General features: G+C 67.8%; 15 protein-coding genes and 1 pseudogene. 6 read left to right on the forward strand and 10 right to left on the reverse strand.

All coding sequences use genetic code 11. The features are described 5' to 3' along the window. Position 1: 1 nt before the first annotated feature. A complete protein-coding gene (gene argH, locus G3580_RS05440; protein ID WP_173764298.1) occupies positions 2-1405 on the reverse strand; it encodes an argininosuccinate lyase in 1404 nt (467 codons plus the stop codon). Between the two features lie 81 nt (positions 1406-1486). Here argH and G3580_RS05445 point away from each other — a divergent pair, with 81 nt between their 5' ends. After that, the gene (locus G3580_RS05445; protein ID WP_173764299.1) at positions 1487-2539 is read left to right on the forward strand and encodes a sensor histidine kinase; all 1053 of its coding nucleotides are present in this window, start codon (positions 1487-1489) and stop codon (positions 2537-2539) included. Beyond that, entirely contained in the window at positions 2536-3279 is a 744-nt protein-coding gene (locus tag G3580_RS05450) for a LytR/AlgR family response regulator transcription factor (RefSeq protein WP_173764300.1), read from the forward strand. The genes G3580_RS05445 and G3580_RS05450 overlap by 4 nt, the downstream gene beginning before the upstream one ends. Positions 3280-3296: 17 nt before the next feature. Here G3580_RS05450 and G3580_RS05455 read toward each other — a convergent pair whose 3' ends face one another. The 3 genes from G3580_RS05455 to G3580_RS05465 form a co-directional block, all read right to left on the reverse strand. Next, entirely contained in the window at positions 3297-3695 is a 399-nt protein-coding gene (locus G3580_RS05455) for a hypothetical protein (RefSeq protein WP_173764301.1), read from the reverse strand. A gap of 119 nt (positions 3696-3814) precedes the next feature. Then, positions 3815-6562, reverse strand: a complete 2748-nt coding sequence (gene ppc, locus G3580_RS05460) for a phosphoenolpyruvate carboxylase (RefSeq protein WP_173764302.1) — start codon at positions 6560-6562, stop codon at positions 3815-3817. Between the two features lie 48 nt (positions 6563-6610). Then, a complete protein-coding gene (locus G3580_RS05465; protein ID WP_173764303.1) occupies positions 6611-7072 on the reverse strand; it encodes a thioredoxin fold domain-containing protein in 462 nt (153 codons plus the stop codon). A 99-nt stretch (positions 7073-7171) separates the two neighbouring features. Here G3580_RS05465 and hemC point away from each other — a divergent pair, with 99 nt between their 5' ends. From hemC to G3580_RS05480, 4 genes and pseudogenes are all read left to right on the forward strand, one after another. Continuing rightward, positions 7172-8116 carry a hydroxymethylbilane synthase gene (hemC, locus tag G3580_RS05470; RefSeq protein ID WP_173764304.1) on the forward strand — a complete coding sequence of 315 codons (945 nt, stop codon included), beginning with the start codon at positions 7172-7174 and terminating at the stop codon, positions 8114-8116. 12 nt (positions 8117-8128) lie between these two features. After that, complete coding sequence (locus G3580_RS05475) at positions 8129-8899, forward strand: uroporphyrinogen-III synthase (protein WP_173764305.1); 771 nt, start codon at positions 8129-8131, stop codon at positions 8897-8899. 450 nt (positions 8900-9349) lie between these two features. Next, positions 9350-10027: pseudogene (locus G3580_RS20000) on the forward strand (uroporphyrinogen-III C-methyltransferase); the annotation flags it as partial. Positions 10028-10278: 251 nt separating this feature from the next. Continuing rightward, positions 10279-11448, forward strand: coding sequence for a heme biosynthesis HemY N-terminal domain-containing protein (locus G3580_RS05480; protein ID WP_323847998.1), 1170 nt, complete (start codon positions 10279-10281; stop codon positions 11446-11448). Positions 11449-11516: 68 nt separating this feature from the next. Here G3580_RS05480 and hemF read toward each other — a convergent pair whose 3' ends face one another. From hemF to dusB, 6 genes are read right to left on the reverse strand one after another with little or no spacing between them, the layout of a single operon-like run. Then, entirely contained in the window at positions 11517-12413 is an 897-nt protein-coding gene (gene hemF, locus G3580_RS05485) for an oxygen-dependent coproporphyrinogen oxidase (protein WP_173764307.1), read from the reverse strand. A 13-nt stretch (positions 12414-12426) separates the two neighbouring features. Continuing rightward, positions 12427-13020: a hypothetical protein gene (locus tag G3580_RS05490; protein WP_173764308.1), complete on the reverse strand. Its 594-nt coding sequence runs from the start codon at positions 13018-13020 to the stop codon at positions 12427-12429. Between the two features lie 15 nt (positions 13021-13035). Continuing rightward, positions 13036-14304 carry a phosphoribosylamine--glycine ligase gene (gene purD, locus G3580_RS05495; RefSeq protein WP_173764309.1) on the reverse strand — a complete coding sequence of 423 codons (1269 nt, stop codon included), beginning with the start codon at positions 14302-14304 and terminating at the stop codon, positions 13036-13038. 31 nt (positions 14305-14335) lie between these two features. Beyond that, complete coding sequence (gene purH / locus G3580_RS05500; RefSeq protein WP_173764310.1) at positions 14336-15913, reverse strand: bifunctional phosphoribosylaminoimidazolecarboxamide formyltransferase/IMP cyclohydrolase; 1578 nt, start codon at positions 15911-15913, stop codon at positions 14336-14338. Between the two features lie 35 nt (positions 15914-15948). After that, a complete protein-coding gene (locus tag G3580_RS05505) occupies positions 15949-16185 on the reverse strand; it encodes a helix-turn-helix domain-containing protein (protein ID WP_173764311.1) in 237 nt (78 codons plus the stop codon). Next, positions 16182-17204: a tRNA dihydrouridine synthase DusB gene (gene dusB, locus G3580_RS05510; RefSeq protein WP_173764312.1), complete on the reverse strand. Its 1023-nt coding sequence runs from the start codon at positions 17202-17204 to the stop codon at positions 16182-16184. The genes G3580_RS05505 and dusB overlap by 4 nt, the downstream gene beginning before the upstream one ends. Between the last annotated feature and the right edge of the window lie 25 nt (positions 17205-17229).

Here is a 17229-nt window from a genome sequence, read left to right on the forward strand (position 1 = left end):
CTTACCCCAGCCGTTTTCGGGCGCGCCCGATGGCGGCGCGCACCTGGGCGGGCGCGGTGCCGCCGATGTGGTCGCGGCTGCCGAGCGCCCCTTCGACGGTGAGGACCTGATAGACATCCTCGTCGATGAGTTCGGAGAAGGCGCGCAGGTCGGCCAGCGGCAGGTCGGGCAGATCGCAGCCGCGGGTCTCGGCGGCGCGCACGGCACGGGCGACCACTTCGTGGGCGTCGCGGAAGGGTACGCCCTTCTTGACCAGATAGTCCGCCAGGTCGGTCGCGGTGGCGAAGCCCTGCGACAGCGCGTCGCGCATGGCGTCGGCCTTGACGCGGATGCCCGGGATCATGTCGGTGTAGATGCGCAGGGTGTCGATCACCGTGTCGGCGGTGTCGAACAGCGGTTCCTTGTCTTCCTGGTTGTCCTTGTTGTAGGCCAGGGGCTGACCCTTCATCAGGGTGAGCAGGGTGATGAGGCTGCCATTGACCCGGCCGGTCTTGCCACGCACCAGTTCGGGCACGTCCGGGTTCTTCTTCTGCGGCATGATCGAACTGCCGGTGCAGAAGCGGTCGGCCAGATCGATGAAACCCACACGCGGGCTCATCCACAGGATCAGCTCCTCCGACAGCCGGGACAGGTGCACCATCAGCAGCGAGGACGCGGCGCAGAATTCGATGGCGAAGTCGCGGTCGGAGACGGCGTCGAGGGAGTTCTCGCACACCTCGTCGAAGCCCAGCTCGCGCGCCACGAATTCGCGGTCGATGGGGTAGGAGGTGCCGGCCAGCGCCGCCGAGCCCAGCGGCAGGCGGTTAACCCGCTTGCGGCAGTCGGCGAAGCGTTCGGCGTCGCGGCGGGCCATCTCGCAATAGGCCATGAGGTGATGGCCGAAGGTGACCGGCTGGGCGACCTGCAGGTGGGTGAAGCCCGGCAGCGGGGTGTCGGCATTGGCCTCGGCCAGATCGAGCAGGGCGCGCTGGAAGTGGCCGAGCAGGGCGAGGATCTGGTCGATGGCGTCGCGCAGCCACAGGCGGATGTCGGTGGCCACCTGGTCGTTACGGCTGCGCCCGGTGTGCAGGCGCTTGCCGGCATCGCCGATCAGGGCGGTGAGGCGCTTCTCGATGTTCAGATGCACGTCCTCGTCCTGCAGCGACCACTGGAATTCGCCACGCTCGATTTCGTCGCGCAACTGCGCCATCCCGCGTTCGATGTCCGCCAGATCCTGCGTGCTGATGATGCCCTGGCGGGCTAGCATGGCCGCGTGGGCCAGCGAGCCGCGGATGTCCTGCATGGCCATGCGCTGGTCGAAGAACACGGACGCGGTATAGCGCATCACGAGGTCGGACACGGGCTCGGAAAAGCGGCCGGACCAGGCCTTGCTGTTGTCATCCCGGTTGTTTTGCTGATCTGCCATAATGCGGAAAAAATTTGCCAGGTTGGATGAATGCTGCGGATCGGATCGGGGAGCTTGGCCGTTCCCCGTTTCGCGTCATGAATGAACCGCGACCCGAAGGGTCCTTACCCCGGAAAGAGGCAAAGTATAAGTCAAAAGCTCCGTGCGCTCGCCACCCCCGGCACCCTGCCCGATTTCAGAAATATGGGCGTCATCCTGCGGGTGGTCCTGCTCGTCAACGCGCTTGCCGCATTGACGGTATTCATTCGTGTCGACGCGGTCGACCAGTGGGGCGCCGCCTTGCTTGCGATGGCCGGTGCCGTCGAGCTGCCGCTGTTCATTACCGTGTTGCTGCTCTACATCGGCCGGCCGGTCATGGAGCGGCTCGCGCCGGTCCGGGTGTGGGCCGTGGTCGCCGTGCTCGGGCTGCTCGTATCGCTGGTCACCTATCCGGTCTTCGGTGCGCCTTCGGGTGAGGCGGTGTGGCGCTGGTGCGGTTGGGCCTTGCTGGCTGCGGTGGCGGTCATGGCCTATTTTGACTACTTGGGGCGGCTCTACTCGCCGGCCTTGACCGAAGCGCGGCTGCATGCGCTGACGGCGCGCATTCGCCCGCATTTCCTGTTCAACAGCCTCAACGGGGTGCTGGGTGTGATCCGGGAGGATCCGCGCCGGGCCGAACGGGTGCTGGAGGAGATCGCCGACATGTTCCGCGTCCTCATGAAGGAGCACAAGGAACTCGTGCCGCTGGACGACGAAATCGATCTGTGCACGCGCTATCTGGATGTGGAGCGCCTGCGCCTGGGGGATCGGCTGGTGGTGCGCTGGGACCTGGAGTTTCGGCCGATTGCCGCCCTGGTGCCGCCGCTGCTGCTTCAACCTTTGCTTGAAAATGCCGTCTACCACGGAATAGAACCGTCACCACAGCCCGGGGACATTGCCGTACGGGTCGCGCGCCGGGGCAACGAGGTGCTCCTGGAAGTGAGCAACCCGATTGTCGATACCCCGCGCAACCAGCGCGGCAACCGCATGGCCCAGGCCAACATCCGGGAGCGGTTGGCGCTGTTCTTCGATCTGGAGGCGGACATGTCGATTGACCGGCGTGGCGGACGCTACACGGTCCGGATCCGTTTCCCCTACCGGAGGGTGAAGTCATGACGCAATCCGAGCTTCGCATTCTCGTCGTCGACGACGAGGCGCCTGCGCGCGCGCGGCTGCGGGACCTCCTGGGCGACGTGCGCGGCGAGCAGCCCAACCGCATCGTCGGATTCGCGGCCAACGGGGAAGAGGCCCTGCGCCTTGTCGATGCCGAGACGCCGGACGTGGTGCTGGCGGACATCCGCATGCCGGGCATGGATGGCGTGGCCCTCGCCGAGCACCTGCACGAACGTGACCACCCGCCGGTGGTGATCTTCACCACCGCCTACGAGCAGTACGCGGTGCAAGCCTTCGATCTGGCGGTGGCCGACTATCTGGTCAAACCGGTGCGCGCCGCGCGCCTGACCGACGCCCTCGACAAGGCCCGGCGCCTGTGTCAGCGCGAATCGTCGGCCGATGGTGCGGACAAGCCGCTGAGCGTGACCGAACGCGGTCGCATCCTCCTCGTGCCCATCGCCTCGGTCCTGTACCTGCGTGCGGAACAGAAGTACGTGACCGCCCGAACCGTGGAACGCGAGTATCTGCTCGATGAATCCCTCGTCCATCTGGAAGAGACCTATCCCGGGCGCTTCTTGCGGATCCATCGCAACTGCCTGGTGGCCAGCGACATGATCGCCGGGGTCGAACGGGAGGCGAATCAGGGCGAAGGGCGCTGGCTCGTCGTGCTCAAGGATTTCGACGAGCGCCTGCCGATCAGTCGGCGCCAGTGGCCGACGGTCAAGGATATCCTGGGTCTATAGTCGCGCGACGGCGCCGCTCACAGCCCGTGCGCGACCTGCATTCCGTCGGTCTGCCGGCGGCCGCGACGATGTCGGCGCTCGTCGCCGCCGTGAACGGCGTAGGTATGTGACACGGCACTGTAGGGGTTGCGCCGGTCGCCGTGGCGGCGATCCGCGTGGTGCTCGAAGGTGCATGTGCAGCGGGCGCTATCGCAGCTGACGAGCGGGAGCGTCGGGGCCTCGGCGGAGAGGAAACGGAGGCCCTTGAGGGTTTGGGCGGTGCGGCAGGCGCCATTGCCGGGCACGATGGCGACGCAGTGATAGGGTGAGGCGTGCTTGGCCTCCGGGTCGTCCGCCGACGGTTGGCTCCGGCGCATCCAGAACCACAGCCCCGCCGCGACCAGCGCAAGCAGCAACACCAGGCTTCCAGTAGACATCTTGGCAATCTCCTCCATGACTGCTTCCAGTATGGTTGCTGCATGGACAGAGGTGTTTCATGCGGATACAAATACAAACATCATTTGTATCCGCATGTTTCTCGCTGTGGCAGGCGTGCTCAGCCGCTGTTGCGCAACCCTGCGGCGATACCGTTGATGGCGATGTGGATGCCGCGCCGGATGCGTTCGTCCTCGGCGCCGGCGCGGTGCCGGCGCAAGAGCTCGACCTGCACATGGTTGAGCGGGTCCAGATAGGGAAAGCGATTGCGGATCGAGCGGCGCAGCAAGGGGTTGCCGGCGAGCAGTTCGTCCTGGCCGGTGATGGCGAGCAGGGCCTCGACGGTGGCGGCATGCTCGGCGCAGATGCGCGGGAAGATCGCCGCGCGCAGGGCATCGTCCCTCACCAGCGCCGCGTAGCGGCTGGCGATGGCCAGGTCGCTCTTGGCCAGCACCATGTCCATGTTGGACAGGGTGGTCGAGAAGAAGGACCAGCTGCGGCTCATCTCCTGCAGCAGCGTCATGCCGTCGTCGGGGTGCTCGGCGAGGAAGGCCTTGACCGCGCTGCCGAAGCCGTACCAGCCGGGCAGCATCAGCCGGCACTGGGCCCAGCTGAACACCCACGGAATCGCACGCAGGTCCTCGATCGCGGTGCTCTTCTTGCGCGAGGCCGGGCGGGAGCCGATGTTCAGGTCGGCGATCTCGGTGATCACCGTCGATTCCCAGAAATAGCGCTCGAAGCCGGGGGTCTCGTAGACCAGCGCACGGTAGGCGCGGAAGGCATGGTCGGAGAGCTGCTGCATGGCGTCCATGAACTCCGGCCGTGGGGCCGGCGCGTCGTCGGCACGCAGGGTGGCCTGCAAGGTGGCGGCGACGAGCACTTCCAGATTGCGCCGGCCGACCTCGGGGTTACCGTATTTGGCGCCGATCACCTCACCCTGCTCGGTGAGGCGGATCTGCCCCTGCACGGCGCCGCCGGGCTGCGCCAGGATGGCCTCGTAGCTGGGGCCGCCGCCGCGGCCCACCGAACCACCGCGGCCGTGGAACAGGCGCAGGCGCACATCGTGACGGGCGAACACTTGGACCAGCTCCACCTCGGCCTTGTACAACTCCCAGCCGGAGGTGAGGAAGCCGCCATCCTTGTTGCTGTCCGAGTAGCCGAGCATGACCTCCTGGGCCCGGTCGCGGGACGCGAGCAGCGCCATGTACGCGGGCAGGGCCAGGAGCCGGTCCATGACCCGGCCGGCGGCCTGCAGGTCGCCGATGGTCTCGAACAGGGGAATGATGTTCATCGCCAGGGCCGGCCGGCGCGGATCGAGCAGGCCCGCTTCCTTGAGCAGCAGGGCCACCTCGAGCACGTCGGAGACGCCGTCGGCCTTGGAGATGATGTAGTTGGGCAGCGCTGCGGCGCCGTACTGGTGGTGCGCCCGACGCGCCGCAAACAGGATCGCCAGCTCGCTGGCGGTCTCTTCGCTGTAGTCGACATGAGGGGAGTACAGCGGGCGCACCGTGCCGATCTCCTCGAGCAGGCGCGCGATGCGCGCGTCCTCGTCCAGGGCGAGGTAGTCGACGCCCGGATCGGCGATGCTCAGCAACTCGGCCACCAGGCGTTCGTGCACGTCCGAATTCTGGCGCAGGTCCACCGGTGCCAGATGGAAGCCGAACACCTTGACCGCCCGACGCAGCTGACGCAGCCGGCCCCGGCCCAGCGGGGCGGAGCCGTTGTTGTGCAGCGAGCGATGGATGATGTCGAGATCGGCCTCCAGCGCCGCGGCGTCGGCGTACGGGGGCGCCTCGTGGCCCGCCGCACGCGCCGGTGTCCGGCCGAGCAGGCTGCGGTAGGTGGCGGCGAGGCGGGCATAGATGCCGGACAGGGCACGTCGGTAGGGCTCGTCCGCCCGATGGGGCGAGGTGTCGCCCGAGGCGTCGGACAGGGCGCGCAGCTCGTCCGAAGTAGTCACCAGCCGGTCGGCCAGCGACAGCTGCGAGCCGAGGGTGTGGAGCTCCTCCAGATAGAAGCCGAGCGCGGTCTCCGCCTGCATGGCCAGGGTCTGGGTCAGCACCTCGGCGGTGACGAAGGGGTTGCCGTCGCGGTCGCCGCCGATCCAGCTGCCGATGCGCAGGAAGGCCGGCAGCTCGTGGGTGGTGCGGCTGTCGTCGTGGGCGGCCAGGGTGTCTTCCACCTTGGCGTACAGATGCGGCAGTTCGCGCAGGAAGGTGGTCTGGGAGTAGGACAGGCCGTTGGCCACCTCGTCGATCACCGACAGCTTGGCGGTGCGCAGCATGCGCGTCTGCCACAGGGTGAGCACCGCGCGGCGCAGGGCGGCGTCGCTGGCCTCGGTCTCCTCCGGCGTCATGGCCATGCGGTCGCGGGCGTCGAGCAGCCGGGCGATGGCGTTCTGGCAGTTGAGGATGCTCTTGCGCTGCACCTCGGTCGGGTGGGCGGTCAGCACCGGACTGATCAGCGCAGTGTCGAAGAAGCGGCCCAGGTCGGATGCGCTCGCACCTTCATCGAAGACCCGCTCGATGGCGTGGGCCAGGTTGCCCTCGCGCGGCGCCGAGCCCTTGATCAGGTGGGCGCGGGTGCGGCGGATGTGGTGCTGGTCTTCGGCGATGTTGGCCAGATGGGAGAAGTAGCTGAAGGCGCGCACCACGTCGATGCTCTGGTCGCGCGAGAGGGCGTCGAGCGTGGTGTCCAGCCCCTTGCGCGCGGCCTCGTCCTCGTCGCGGTGAAAGCGCACCGACAGCTGGCGGATGCGCTCGACGATGTCGAACACCGCCGCGCCACGCTGGTCGCGCACCGTGTCGCCCAGCAGGCGGCCGAGGAGGCGGATGTCTTCCTTGAGGGGCAGATCCTTGTCGTGTTCCATGAAGTGGTCCGAGTTGTTGTGAATCCTGTCGTCCCGGACCCGGCGGCCTCAGGGGGCCATGGCCGCCCGCGCCTGCTCGATCGCCTGCTCCAGGTACTGTCCATAAAAATCCGGCAGCGAGACGCCGACGATGGCCGGCGCCAGCGCCTGGCCATCGGGTCCGAACACCACCACCGTGGGGGTGACGGACACGCCGGCCGCCTTGGCGAAACCGCGATGCGTCTGCGCCGTGCCGTCAAAGCCCACCAGGGGGGCGTCCGAGTCCAGATCGATCTGGCGGAACAGCGCCCGGCCCTGCCAGTGCGCGTCGCGGCTCATCGGGCCCAGGTAGTGCGCCCGGGCCTTTTCGCAATAGCTACAGTTGGCCTGGCTGAAGAGCACCAGCATGGGGCGCTTCTCGCGCCGCATCAGCGCCGCCTCCTGCCGCAGATCGACCGGCCGGGTCAAGCCGTCCTGAGCAAAAAGCGCGCCGGGGACCCATGCTAGAATCGCCACCAGCCATGACGCCATCAGTGCGAACCCTGATGTTGCGCTGCGATATCGACGCGGGGCGCCTCTGAATGGCCGTTTCATTGACCGTATCCTTCCTGTCCGAGTGAGCCGCCCATCGTGAGCCAGTCCCAAGCCGCTGCCCAACCGCCCGAGCGTATCGTCATCGCGACCCGAGAAAGTCGCCTTGCCCTGTGGCAGGCCGAACATGTCAAGGCGCGTCTCGAGGCATTGTATCCCGGCTGCACGGTGGAATTGCTGGGCATGACGACCCGCGGCGACCAGATTCTCGACCGGCCGCTGGCCAAGGTGGGTGGCAAGGGACTTTTCGTCAAGGAACTGGAAACGGCACTGCTTGACCGCCGCGCCGACATCGCCGTGCACTCGATGAAGGACGTGCCCATGGAGATGACGGATCCGTTCGCGCTGGTCACCATCTCGGCGCGGGAGGTGCCCCTCGACGCCTTCGTGTCGAACCGGTACGCGTCCCTCGACGACCTGCCGCCGGGCGCCGTGGTCGGCACCTCCAGTCTGCGCCGCGAGTCGCAGCTGCACGCCAATTATCCCTATCTGGCCGTCACCAGCCTGCGCGGCAACCTCGACACCCGTCTGCGCAAGCTCGACGAAGGCCAGTACGACGCCATCATCCTCGCCGCCGCGGGCCTGACCCGGCTGGGGCTGTCCGAACGCATTCGCGGCGTGTTGCCGGCCGAGGTGTCCCTGCCCGCGGCTGGGCAGGGCGCCCTGGGCATCGAGGCCTTGTCGGACCGGCCGGAGGTGGCCGCCTGGATGGCGCCGCTCAACGACGCGACCACCTCCGCCTGCGTGCGCGCCGAGCGTGCCGTGGCGCGTGCCCTGGCCGGCAGCTGCGAGGTGCCGCTGGGCGCCTTCGCCATCGAGGACGATGGGCAGCTGTGGCTGCGCGGATTCGTCGCCCGCCCCGACGGCAGCGAGTTCGTGCGTGCCGAGCGGCGCGGCCCCCTGGATGCGGCCGAGGCGCTCGGTCAGGCGCTGGCCGACGAGCTGCGTGCGGCCGGTGCCGCCGAGATTCTTGCCACGCTCTGAGCCGCCATGCCGATGAGCGGAGCTTCGCCCCTCGCCGGGCGCCGCATCGTGGTGACCCGGCCCCCCAGCCAGGCCGACGGGCTGCGGCGTGCGATCGAGGCGCGTGGCGGCTCCGCCGAATGCATTCCGGTGATGCTGATCGAGGCCATGCCCGCGTCGGCCGAGCGGGACGCGCTCATCGACCGGCTCGACACCTTCTCCCTGGCCTTCTTCGTCAGCGCCAATGCGGTCCGCTTCGGCCTCGAGGCGGTGCATGCGCGCCGGCAATGGCCGGCGACCCTGGCGGTGGCCACGGTCGGGCCGGGCAGCGAACGCGCGCTGCTCGACGCCGGCTTCGATCGGGTCATCGCCCCGCACGCCGGGTTCGACAGCGAAGCGGTGCTGGCGCTGCCGGAATTCGCTGCAGCGGCGGTTCGCGGCAAGGGCGTTGTCATTTTCCGTGGCAACGGCGGGCGCGATCTTCTGGGTGATACACTCACGGAACGTGGTGCCACGGTGGCGTATGCGGCCTGCTACCGGCGTGTCGTGCCCGTGCAGGGCGGGGCGCGACTGGTCGGGCTGGCCGAGTCCATCGATGCGATCGTGCTGACCAGCAGCGAGGGGGTGGACAACCTGGTCCACATGGTCGGCGACCGGCTGGAGCGCTTGCGCGCGATTCCGGTGATCTGCGCTCATCCGCGCATCGCGGCGCGTGCCTCGGCCGCCGGATTCGCCCAGGTGGTGCAGACCGCGCCCGGCGATGCCGGTCTGATCGAAGGCATGGAACATTATTTTCAGGGTTGATGAGCGAGTCCTATGAGTGAAGAGAACAAGCAGGCCAATGCCGTCGAACCAGAGACCGCCGACATCGTGACCGACGCGCCCGCCGCGGGCCCGGCATCGGAGGCTGGAGCTCCGCGACCGGCGACTGACGAGGCCGTCCCCGCACGCAAGAGCGGCAAGCTGGTGCCCGCGCTGCTGGTGCTGTGTCTCGGCGGCCTCGGCTTCCTCGGCTGGCAGTGGTGGCAGATCCGTGGACAACTGGCCGGCGCCCAGACGCAGGTGGCCGAGCGTCTGGCCCGGAGCGACGACGTGGCACGGGAGGCCCGTGCCGGGGTGCATCAGGTGCAGGACACGGTGACCTCGATCCAGGGCAAGGTGGGGCTGCTCGAGGCCAAGATGGCCGAATCGGAAGGTCAGGCGGCCGCCCTCGAGGATCTGTACCAGGAGTTCTCGCGCACCCGCGACGAACGCATGATGGCCGAGATCGAGCAGGCCGTGACCATCGCCAGTCAGCAGTTGCAGCTGGCCGGCAACGTCGAGGCGGCACTCATCGCCCTGCAGGGGGCGGACGCCCGGCTGGCGACCTCGACCCAGGGTCGGCTGGGGCCGCTGCGTCGCGCCCTGTCCCACGACATCGAACGCCTGCGCGCCACCCCGCGGGTGGACGTCACCGGCATCACCCTCAAGCTCGAGCACCTGCTCGAAGTGGCCGATCACCTGCCGCTGACCTTCACCGACCAGCCCGAAGCCAACGCGCCGGCCGAGGCCCAGCCCAAGGGGCGCTTTCTCGACGACCCGCTGGGCTATGCCAAGGCACTGGCGCTGGATGTGTGGGGCGAGATCCGGGCCATGGTGCGGGTCGAGCGTCTCGATGCGGCCGCCGATCCGGTGCTGCTGTCGCCTTCGCAGAGTACCTTCCTGCGCGAGAACCTGAAGATCCGCCTGCTCACCGCGCGCTTGGCGTTGCTGGGACGCGACGCGCGCACCTTCGAGGCGGATGTGTCGCGTGCCGCCGAGTGGGTGTCGCGCTACTTCGACCTGAGCAAGCCGGAGGTGAAGAACGCACTCGAGACCCTCAAGCAGCTCAAGACGATTTCGGTCGCGCCGCAGCAACCCATGCTGACTGAAACCCTGGCGGTCCTGCAGAACATGCAGGGTCGCCCGCCGATCGCACCGGTGGTGCCGATCGAGCCGCACGACGGCGCGGGCAAGGGCGCGGCCGATGCCGCGCCGGCATCGGCGGCTTCGGCCCCGACGGCCGATGGCGAACCGGCGACAGCAGCCGAGGCGCCCCCCACGGTGCGGGCGAGGCGCCGGCCGCTACGGACAAAACGGAGTAACTCGTCATGCGTGGACTGCTCTGGCTCATTGCCCTGTTCGCCCTCGCCGTCGGCGTGGCCATGCTGGCAAGCGTCAACGACGGCTACGCCCTGTTGGTGTTGCCGCCCTATCGCGCCCAGGTGTCGCTCAATTTCCTCGTGCTGGCCATCCTGGCGGTGGTGTTGGCCGTGTACTTCCTGGTCGGTGTTATCTCCCGGGCGCTGCGCCTGCCGGGCAAGGTGGTGGCCTATCGCGACCGGCGCCGCCGCGAGCGCGCCGCCGAGTCGCTGCGCGATGCGGTGCGTCTGCAGCTCGAAGGGCGCTACTCGCAGGCCCTCAAGATGGCGCGCAAATCGTGGGGCGCCGGGGATCCGAGTGGCGTCTCGGCGCTGGTGGCGGCGCGCGCCGCGCATGCCCTGCGCGACGATCAGCGCTATCGCGAGTGGATCGGCCATGCCGCCGAACGTGACGACAAGATCCTCACCGCGCGCCTCATGACCGAGGCCGAGATGGCGGTTGAGGGGCGCCGCTTCGACGAGGCGGCGCGCTGCGTCGACGCCATGAAGACCAACGACAACCGGCCGGTCGCCACCTTGCAGCTGGCGTTGCAGATCGCCGAGGCGAAGGACGACTGGAAAGCGGTGGTGAAGATCGCGCGCCAGCTGCGCAAGCATCACCTGCTCGCGGACGAGCAGGCCCGCCCCCTGGTGCGTCGCGCCCACGTGGCGTCCATGCGTGCGCTCGATGGCCAGGGCGAGGCCATCGTGGCGTACTGGAACGGCATGCCGGCCGAAGAGCAGAATGATCCGAGCCTGGTGGAGAAGGTGGTGCCGCTGATGGTGGCCAACGGGCAGGGGGCCACGGTGCGGCGAGTGCTGGAAAGCCAGCTCGATGCCCAGTGGGACAGCCGCCTGGCCCGACTGTATGGCGAATGTGGCGACCATGAGCCGGTATCGGCCATCGCCCGTGCGGAGAAGTGGCTGCAGGCCCATCCGAAGGACAGCGGCCTGCTGTATGCGCTGGGTCGCCTGTGCGTGGCGGCCGAGTTGTGGGGCAAGGCCCAGAGCTATCTGGAGGCGTCGGTCTCCGCGGCGCCGAGCGTCGATGCCCACCTCACCCTGGCGCAGCTGTCGGAACGCTTCGAGCGTCCGCAGGTGGCGCAAGACCATTACCGGCGTGCGGCGCAGCTGACCGCCCATGCCGCCGGTGGGCAACTGGCGCTGCCGGCGACAGAGGGTGAAACCGCCTGAGAGGCGCCGTCCCGCCATGACAAAGGCCCCGGCATGCCGGGGCCTTTGTCATGTGCGTTGGGTCAGGATCAGACCCAGTCCCGTGGCGGCAGGAAGTCTTCGTAGAGGCGCGCCTCGGGCGTGCCCGGCTGCGGATGCCAGTCATAGCGCCAGCTCACCCGCGGGGGCATGGACATCAGAATGGACTCGGTGCGCCCGCCCGACTGCAGTCCGAACAGGGTGCCGCGGTCGAACACCAGGTTGAATTCCACGTAACGGCCCCGCCGGTAGCTCTGGAACTCGCGCTCGCGCTCGCCATAGGGCAGATCGCGCCGGCGCTCGAGGATGGGCACGTAGGCGTCCACGAAGGCGTCGCCCACGGCGCGGGTGAGCGCGAAGCAGCGATCGAAACCGCCCGTGTTCAGGTCGTCGAAGAACACCCCGCCGACGCCGCGCGCCTCGTTGCGATGCTTGAGGTGGAAGTAGCGGTCGCACCAGGCCTTGTAGTCGGCGTGGACGTTCTCGCCGAAGGGCGCGAGGGCGTCCTTGCAGGTGCGGTGGAAGTGCACCACGTCTTCCTCGAAGGCGTAGTAGGGCGTCAGGTCCATGCCGCCGCCGAACCACCACACCGGCTCCGCGCCGGGCTTGGTGGCGATGAAGCAGCGCACGTTCATGTGCGCCGTCGGGCAGTAAGGGTTGCGCGGGTGCATGACCAGCGACACGCCCATGGCTTCGAAGCCGCGGCCGGCCAGCTCGGGGCGGCTGGCGGTGGCCGAGGCCGGCAGACCTTCGCCCTTCACATGGGAGAAGTTGACGCCGCCGCGTTCGAACAGGTGGCCCTCTTCGAGCACCCGGGTGATGCCGCCGCCGCCCGCCTCGCGGGTCCAGGCGTCTTCCTGGAAGGGCGAGCCGTCGAGCGCTTCGAGGCGCGCGACGATGCGCTGCTGCAGGCCGGTGAAGTAGGCGTAGGTGTCGCTGGTATTCATTTGAGAGTGTATTTCAGTCCTGGAGTTTGATTCCGGCAGCCTTGAATAGCTGAAGCGTTCGGCCGAATTCAGTACCCGCTACGGTTTGACTGAGTGCCCCGGAAACTTCGTGCAGCATTTCCTTGAGAGTGATGACCTTGATGGGATTGCCCTTCATTGAGGAGATGAACTGCGGGTGCATCTCCCAAACTTGGGCGGATCCTTTGAGGTGAGTGACAGCCGTGACATAGGTGAATGTCTGTTCTCCTGTCGCTTCCTTGACGGAGGCGATGAATGCTTCCGACCATTTGGGCACAACCAACTCTCGGAAGCCGCGCCAAGCTTCACGCCCTCTTATCGTCTTGTTCTCTTGGATATTTTTTATTTCCTGTGCTGGATTCAGGCCTGATTGCCAACTCTTGCAGCTGACAGCCCAAACGCGATCCGGGCCGGTGAGCTTGGGGTTGAATCCGATCACGTCAATGTCGCTGTGGTTCGAATCTTGATTTGAAACGAAATCTGGGTGGTCTCGTCGCGGCAGGAACTTGACGTTGTGCCGAACGAAATAATCCCGATGGATCAGGAACTCTTCAACTAGCTGTTCGAGTATGTCTTCCTTTGATGCCACAGGACTTCTCGTGTATCAACGCTTGACCGCCCGATGGCCGATATCGCGGCGGTACTGCTTGCCGGCGAACTGGATGCGGTCGGCAATGTCGTAGGCGCGGCTCTGCGCGGTACGCACGTTGTCGGACAGGGCGGTGACGCACAGTACGCGCCCGCCGCTGGTGACCACCTGGTCGTCCGCCATCGCGGTGCCGGCGTGGAAGACGTGAGCATCCTCGGCGGCGGCGGGCAGGCCGGTGATGACGTCGCCCTTGCGCGGGTCGGCCGGGTAGCCTTCGGCGGCCAGGACCACGCCCAGCGCGATGCGTCGGTCCCACTCCGCCTCGGCGGTGTCGAGCGTGCCCTTGAGCGCGGCGTCGACCAGCTCCACCAGATCGGACTTGAGGCGCATCATGATCGGCTGAGTTTCCGGATCGCCCATGCGGCAGTTGAATTCGACCACGCGTGGGTTGCCGTCGGCGTCGATCATCAGGCCGGCGTAGAGGAAGCCGGTGTAGGGCGCCCCCTCGGCGGCCATGCCGGCCAGGGTCGGCTGGATGATCTCGCGCATGACCTTGGCGTGCACCTGCGGGGTCACCACCGGGGCCGGCGAGTAGGCGCCCATGCCGCCGGTGTTGGGGCCTTCGTCGTTGTCCTTGAGGCGCTTGTGATCCTGGCTGGTGGCCAGGGCAAGGGCATGCTTGCCATCGGCCATGACGATGAAGCTGGCCTCTTCGCCCTGCATGAACGCCTCGATCACCACCCGCGCGCCGGCCGTTCCCATGCCGGCGTCGCGCAGCATCATGTCGATGGCGGCGTGGGCGTCGTCGGCGTTCATCGCCACGACGACCCCCTTGCCGGCGGCGAGACCGTCGGCCTTGATGACGATCGGGGTGCCCTGCGCGTTCACGTAGGCGTGGGCCGCGTCGGCGTCGGTGAAGGTGGCGTAGGCGGCGGTCGGAATCTTGTGGCGGACCAGGAACTGCTTGCAGAAGTCCTTGGACGCTTCGAGCTGGGCAGCCTGTTGCGTCGGGCCGAAGATCGGCAGGCCGGCGGCGCGGAAGGCGTCCACCACGCCGGCGGCGAGCGGGGCCTCGGGGCCGACCACCGTCATGCCCACGTCGTTGTTCCTGACGAAGGCGATCAGTTCGTCGGTGGCGGTCACCGGGATGTTCTCAACCAGCGGCTCCATGGCGGTGCCGGCGTTGCCCGGAGCGACATAGACCCGGTTGACGCGCGGCGACTGGGCCAGCTTCCAGGCCAGGGCATGCTCACGGCCGCCGCCGCCGATAACGAGTACTTTCATGTTCTGCAGATTCCTTCTTGCGAACCGGGGCTCAGTGACGGAAGTGGCGGAAGCCGGTGAATACCATGGCGAGGCCGTGCTCGTTGGCCGCCGCGATCACCTCTTCGTCACGCATCGAGCCGCCCGGCTGGATGACCGCCGTGGCGCCGGCCTCGGCCAGCACGTCGAGGCCGTCGCGGAAGGGGAAGAAGGCGTCCGAGGCGACCACGGTGCCGGCAATCGACAGCTGCGCGTTCTCGGCCTTGATCTTGGCGATGCGGGCCGAATCGACACGGCTCATCTGGCCGGCGCCGACGCCCACGGTCATGCCGTCCTTGCAATAGACGATGGCGTTGGATTTCACGTATTTGGCCACGCGCCAGGCGAACAGCAGGTCGGTCATCTCCTGGGCGGAGGGGGCGCGCTGGGTGACGACCTTGAGATCGGCCACCGCGATGCGGGCGGTGTCGGCCGACTGCACCAGCAGGCCGCCGCCGACGCGTTTGTAGTCGAGCGCGCCTTCGATGGTGCCGAGCGGGCAGGTGAGCACGCGCACGTTTTTCTTGGCGGCGAGCAGGGCCAGTGCCTCGTCGGTGTAGGACGGGGCGATCAGCACCTCGAGGAACTGGGCGCTGACCGCTTCGGCGGCGGCGGCGTCCACCGGACCGTTGAAGGCGATGATGCCGCCGAAGGCCGAGGTGGGGTCGGTGGCGAAGGCTTTCTTGTAGGCGTCCAGCGGGGTGGCGGCGATGGCCACGCCACAGGGGTTGGCATGCTTGACGATCACGCAGGCGGCGCTGCTGTCGTCGAAGGCCTTGACGCATTCCCAGGCGGCGTCGGCATCGGCGATGTTGTTGTAGGACAGCGCCTTGCCCTGCAGCTGGGTGTAGCCGGCGACGCCGCCCGCGGGGGCGCCCGGCTCGCGATAGAACGCGGCGCTCTGATGCGGGTTCTCGCCATAGCGCAGGTCCTGAACCTTGTCGAAGGCCACCTGCAGGCGTTCCGGATAGGCCTGGCGCTCGCCGGATTCGGTGAGCGCCGTCAGGTAGTTGGAAATGGCGCCGTCGTAGCGGGCGGTGTGGGTGAAGGCCTTGACCGCGAGCGCGAAGCGGGTGCGGTAGGTGAGGGTCTTGTCGTTGTGCTTCAGTTCGGCGAGCACCGCCTCGTAGTCGGCCGGATCGGTGACGATGCCCACGCCGCCGTGCTCATCGCCGTGGTTCTTCGCCGCGGCGCGGACCATGGTCGGGCCGCCGATGTCGATGTTCTCGATGGCATCCTCGAGGGTGCACTCGGGCTTGGCCACGGTCTGGCTGAACGGGTAGAGGTTCACCACCACCAGGTCGATGCGCTCGATGCCGTGCTCGGCGATGGTGTCCAGGTGTCCGGCCAGGTCGCGGCGGGCGAGGATGCCGCCATGCACCTTGGGGTGCAGCGTCTTGACGCGGCCGTCGAGCATTTCCGGAAAGCCGGTGTAGTCGGACACGTCGGTCACGGGCAGGCCGGCTTCGCGCAACAGCTTGGCGGTGCCGCCGGTGGACAGCAGCTTGATGCCCAGCTCGTGGAGCTCGCGGGCGAAGGCCTCGATGCCGGATTTGTCGGAAACGCTGAGAAGGGCTTGGGTCGTTTGCATGGGTACACAATGGCGCCTCGCGGCGCGCTCGGGTTTCAAATGAGGTCGTATTCGGACAGCTTGCGGCGCAGGGTATTGCGATTGATGCCGAGCAGCTGGGCGGCCACGGTCTGGTTGCCGTCGGTGTGGGCGAGGATGAATTCGAGCATGGGGCGCTCGGCGCTGCGCATCACCATGTCGTGCAGCGCGGCCGGCTGCTCGCCGTCCAGATCGTCGAAGTATTGCCGAAGGGTGCGCGTCACGGCGCAGGCGATGTCGTTTTGATGGCTCATGCGGCCAGTTCCTCGAAACAGGACGGCTGTCGATGCGGACGGACGCCCTGGCGGTCGAGCTGATCGAAGAAGCGGTCTGTCGCCGCCAGTTGTCCCTCGATCGTCTCCTCGGTGAGCATGGATTGGCGGAACTGTTGGGCACCCGCCAGGCCCTTGGTGTACCAGCCGATGTGCTTGCGCGCGATGCGTACCCCCGACCATGCGCCGTAAAAGGCATACAGGTCGGCCAGGTGGCCGCGGCAGATGTCGCGGATCTCGCCTGCCGACGGGGCCGGCAGTTCCTCGCCCGTGGCCAGGAAGTGCGCGATCTCGCGGAAGATCCACGGGCGCCCCTGGGCCGCACGGCCGATCATGAGGCCGTCGGCGCCGGTGTGGCGCAGCACCGCGGCCGCCTTGCGGGGCGAGTCGATGTCGCCGTTGGCGATCACCGGGATGCGCACCGCCTGCTTGATGGTGGCGATGGTGTCGTACTCGGCGTGCCCCATGTACTTGTCGGCGCGGGTGCGCCCGTGCACCGCCAGTGCGCGGATGCCTGCCTCTTCGGCGATGCGCGCCAGGCGCGGTGCGTTGCGGTTGTCCCGGTCCCAGCCGGTGCGCATCTTGAGGGTCACCGGCAGTTCAGGCACGGCGCCCACGACCGCCTCGAGGATGCGGCCGACGAGCGCTTCGTCGCGCATCAGGGCGGAGCCGGCGGCCTTGTTGCACACCTTCTTGGCGGGGCAGCCCATGTTGATGTCGATGATCTGGGCGCCGTGGTCACGATTGTGCCGGGCCGCCTCGGCCATCATCAGCGGGTCGCCGCCGGCGATCTGCACCGAGATCGGCTCGGTCTCGCCGGTGTGGTCAGTGCGGCGCCGGGTCTTCTCGGTGGCGTACAGGAGGTTGTTGGAGGTCACCATTTCGGAGACCGCCAGGCCCGCGCCCAGACGCTTGCACAGTTGCCGGAACGGGCGGTCGGTCACCCCGGCCATGGGGGCGACAAACAGGTTGTTCCGCAGCGTGAAGCCGGCAAATTCCATGGGTGGGGGCAGAGCAGAGAAAGGG

It is taken from the genome of Nitrogeniibacter mangrovi (genome assembly GCF_010983895.1).
In the GTDB taxonomy this organism is placed as follows: Bacteria; Pseudomonadota; Gammaproteobacteria; order Burkholderiales; family Rhodocyclaceae; genus Nitrogeniibacter; species Nitrogeniibacter mangrovi.